Source organism: uncultured Roseobacter sp., assembly GCF_947493125.1.
In the GTDB taxonomy this organism is placed as follows: Bacteria; Pseudomonadota; Alphaproteobacteria; order Rhodobacterales; family Rhodobacteraceae; genus Roseobacter.
Genome location: NZ_CANLQB010000023.1, coordinates 1 through 3,537, shown reverse-complemented (window position 1 = coordinate 3,537; position 3,537 = coordinate 1). Strand labels below are relative to the sequence as shown.

General features: G+C 61.2%; 3 protein-coding genes. All 3 read right to left on the bottom strand.

The window, feature by feature from the left end; genetic code table 11:
• Window positions 1-778 (bottom strand): TniQ family protein (locus Q1A71_RS23580; protein WP_299682829.1); only part of this gene is annotated, 778 nt, incomplete at its 3' end.
• A 62-nt stretch (window positions 779-840) separates the two neighbouring features.
• Window positions 841-1,773, bottom strand: a complete 933-nt coding sequence (locus Q1A71_RS23575) for a TniB family NTP-binding protein (protein WP_299682827.1) — start codon at window positions 1,771-1,773, stop codon at window positions 841-843.
• A complete protein-coding gene (locus Q1A71_RS23570) occupies window positions 1,770-3,416 on the bottom strand; it encodes a transposase family protein (RefSeq protein WP_299682825.1) in 1,647 nt (548 codons plus the stop codon). The genes Q1A71_RS23575 and Q1A71_RS23570 overlap by 4 nt, the downstream gene beginning before the upstream one ends.
• Between the last annotated feature and the right edge of the window lie 121 nt (window positions 3,417-3,537).

Genomic DNA, 3,537 nt, shown 5'->3' with positions numbered 1-3,537 from the left:
CGAGCGCCGCGCCGAAGAGGTCTCCCAGAATGATCAGGGTCAACGCCCGCCAGCGCAGAGGCAGATGCTGGAACGGCGCTTCCTTGCTGACAGCCGCTCTCGCCTCGAACGGACAGCGCCATCCGGGTTGATCGAACCAGAGGGCCAGAACAGGCCGCGCCGCGTCTACCCGATCAAGCGGCGCCCACAGCGTGCGAATGGCATGCTCCAAGCGCACGCGGCGCTCGTCGTGGCGCTGGAGAATTCGCCTAATCTGGCGTTGAAGGTCGAGAATGCCTTCCGCGAAACCTGCGTCCAAATTGTGATCCGGCTCCGCTCCCCTGCTGGTGAGCAAACCGCCACACCTGCTGCAGAACGGGCGCAGCAAGCCGTTCCGAAACTGAAAAGACACCCGCAACTGAGCGCTGCACGCCGGGCAGCGGTCGTGCAGCATCAGCTGGTGTGCTGGACAGACGAGGTGCTCGGCCAGCCTCCAGGCAGACCGCAAGTAACTGTCGTGACCTCGGGCTCGATCTTCGTCTAAGCAGGCCAGACAGACCGGCGCCTCAGAGCGGTCGAGGGTCCAAAAATGTGTGCGTTTGCGATAGCGGAAAGCCAAAGAAAGGCGGGTTAGTCGCGCCGGGTCAATACGGCAGGCCCACGCCCACAGCCAGAGCAGATCGGGGTCGGGAGCAATATCATCAATGAGGCGATGCGACTGCATTCCCGTCCCCTGCCCTGCGAGCCAAGTGGTCATGTCCGGAACCTCCAGGCCATAGCGGGCGGCCACCCGGACCATCCAGGAAGACAGGAGCTCGTTTCGGAAAGGACGTGGCGCAACCGGTAAGCGCGCCAGCGCCCTCATGTCATAGCCGAGTGCGGCGCACGTTTCCCCCGCCGTCCTGATACCTTGGTCATCGAAACCAGCGGCAGCACAAGATTATTGCCAAAGCTCTCAACGTCCAGTCGCTCCTTGCCCGTGCGGATGGCATCTTCAGCCGCGGTCTCGATCAAGCGGAAGATACGTGCAGTCACGCCGGAGGTGAGGTTGTGGATACGTGTCCGCGCCTCGGCACTCATCAGATCGGAGGCCTGCCGCAGGGGTAGGATGCGCTCGAAACTCTTCAGAAGGCCTGCGAATGCGGCATCGTTTTGCCAGGGCTTGAGGTGGAACGCCTCGAACCGTTCCGCAAGCTGTGCGTCGTTCAGCAGTGCCTGGCGCGCGAGATCAGTTCCCGCGCAAACCAATGGGATCCGCAGATCATTGGCCAGAAACCTGATCGCATTGAGAAAAATCCGCTGCTGCCGAAAGGTGCCAGCCAGCATGCCGTTCACCTCGTCGAGGATGATCATCTTTGCCTCGACGGTACGGAGAAGCGACCGGCAGACATCCTTCTCGCGGGCCAGCGTCCTGCCCGCCATCGCTGGCGCGCCCATGGCCGCCAGGAGTTCGCGGTAGAGATCGCGCTCGATCGGCTCCGAGGGGACCTGAGCCACCACCACAGGACGGTGATCGACACCTTTGACCTGGCAGAACTTGGGCGGATGCGCTCGTTCGAACTTGCGTACAATCTTGGTCTTGCCCATGCCCGTATCGCCGTAGATCAGCAGGCATGGCATCCGGTCGCGGGGCGGATAGGCCAATAGGTTGTCCAACCGTGCGAGCACCTTCCCTGCCTGATCAAAGCCGATCCAGCGGTCCGCCCTGGTCCATGCAATCCGGTCTTCATCCGGCAGATCTGCAAAGCGCCGATAGGCCGGATCGAGATGCGCGAATGCGCTGTGCTCGCTCACGACCACTCCTCTACTTCGAATCCCGAATGGTTCCTGAGCGCGTTCTCATCCATCTCAGACATGTGATCCTCGACTTCGGTCCCTTTGGCGGCAGTACCATCAAGCGCCCGCTCACGGCGTTCGGCGGTCCGCCTCGCCTCCCGCGTCCGCACCGAGGCATCTTGGACAAGCGCACGTTGCTCCTCGATCACCTCGAAAATCAGGTCTTCATCCTCCAGAGATCTTCCACGTTCTCGCAGGATCGTCTGTGCGCGGCGATGCTCGGACAGGGTGATCGGAGGGTGGCGCAGGTCCGCGAACCTCACCGGATACCTTTGGCCGTCCGGACCGCGCACGAACACGGTCGAAAGGTCGCGCGGATCGTAGGAAACGCGGAGTTGGTGGCCTTGCTGGCCAGCCCACAGGCTCAGAATGTCGTCCCAATAGCGCAGACCGAACAGGTGAATGCCGTCCCGCCGCACCATCCTTTGCTCACTTGGCAGGAAGTCGATCCGGAAGCCCTCAGGGTCAAAGGGCATCCTCAGCGGCACATCCCGCCGGGCGTGGGCTTCATGCCAAGCTGCCAGCGGCGGAATACCAAGTATGCGGTGACATTCCGCATGGTAGCGGGTGATCTCAAGCGCCAACCAACGCTCAAGCTCGTCCAGCGTCATCGCGGAGTTCGACACGGAGTCGTAGTCACCGCGGTCCTTGACGCTGCTGAACGTCGATCCCGGCAGCAGATGCACGGCTCCCATCATCGTGCCGATCAGCCGTTCAATGTGGCCGCCGTAATGTGGGGCACCGATGGGCCGGTACTGGAGCGAGATCCCATGCTCTTCGGCACCGCGCTTCATTGCTTTCGAGCGGAACTCCTTGGCGTTGTCGACATGGATGGTCTCGGGCAAACCCACAGTGGGCCAGTCGGCATCAATCCCAAGGGCGTTCAACCAGTCACCTTTGGGCTGCACCACATGCTGGATGGCCAGTGAGACGGATAGCGCCGATGGTGGCTCAAGGGTCAGGTAGAAACCGGCCACTATGCGGCTCGCGATATCGATCGCGAACGTCAGCCAGGGTCTTTGCAGCGGCTTGCGGTGAATGCGATCCACGACGATGACATCGACCAGCGTGTGATCGATCTGGACAACTTCGTACGCTCGTTCAACCTGATAGCTGCCCGGTACCGGTCGATGGCGCTGCCGCGCAACCTTCGCCCCTTCTCTCGCTGCCGAAAGTTCGGCCGGGTTCAGCGCCATCACCCGCTTCCGCAGTGTCGACCAGCATGGAGCCTTAAACTCCTTTGCGCGACATCGCCTGCGAACCTCCTTGTGAAGCGCGTTGATGCTCGGCTTCTGCGGTGACTTGAAGAATTGATCGATCGCCTCCGACACCACCACTTCGACCTCTTTCGGCAGGCGGCGGCTCCCGGTCTGGGTTCCGACAGCGGAGGCCAGAAGCGAACTGGTGAGAGGGCGCGCCTTGTAGGCCCGGATCAGCTCATAAAGGCGGGAGCGTTTGACCCCCAACTCTCGGCAGGCCGCGAGGAAATCAGCGCGCGAGATACGCTGCTGATTGGTCAACCGACGGATCACCGCCTCCCGCTGAACCGCCTGTTCCCAAGCGCCATCCGCCGCATCGGTGATGTCCAAACGATCAGCCATGTCCTGAACCAAGAAAACACTATCCTATGTCCGATAATGAAACTAGAATCCAGAAATGAAACAGGAACATGACTCTCATAAAATCAACAACTTAAAGTCCAGCGGTGAAACAAGAACGACA

Excerpts from the sequence above, each read along its gene's own strand:
- Q1A71_RS23570 (WP_299682825.1), bottom strand. The coding sequence starts at position 3,416 with ATGGCTGATCGTTTGGACATCACCGATGCGGCGGATGGCGCTTGGGAA.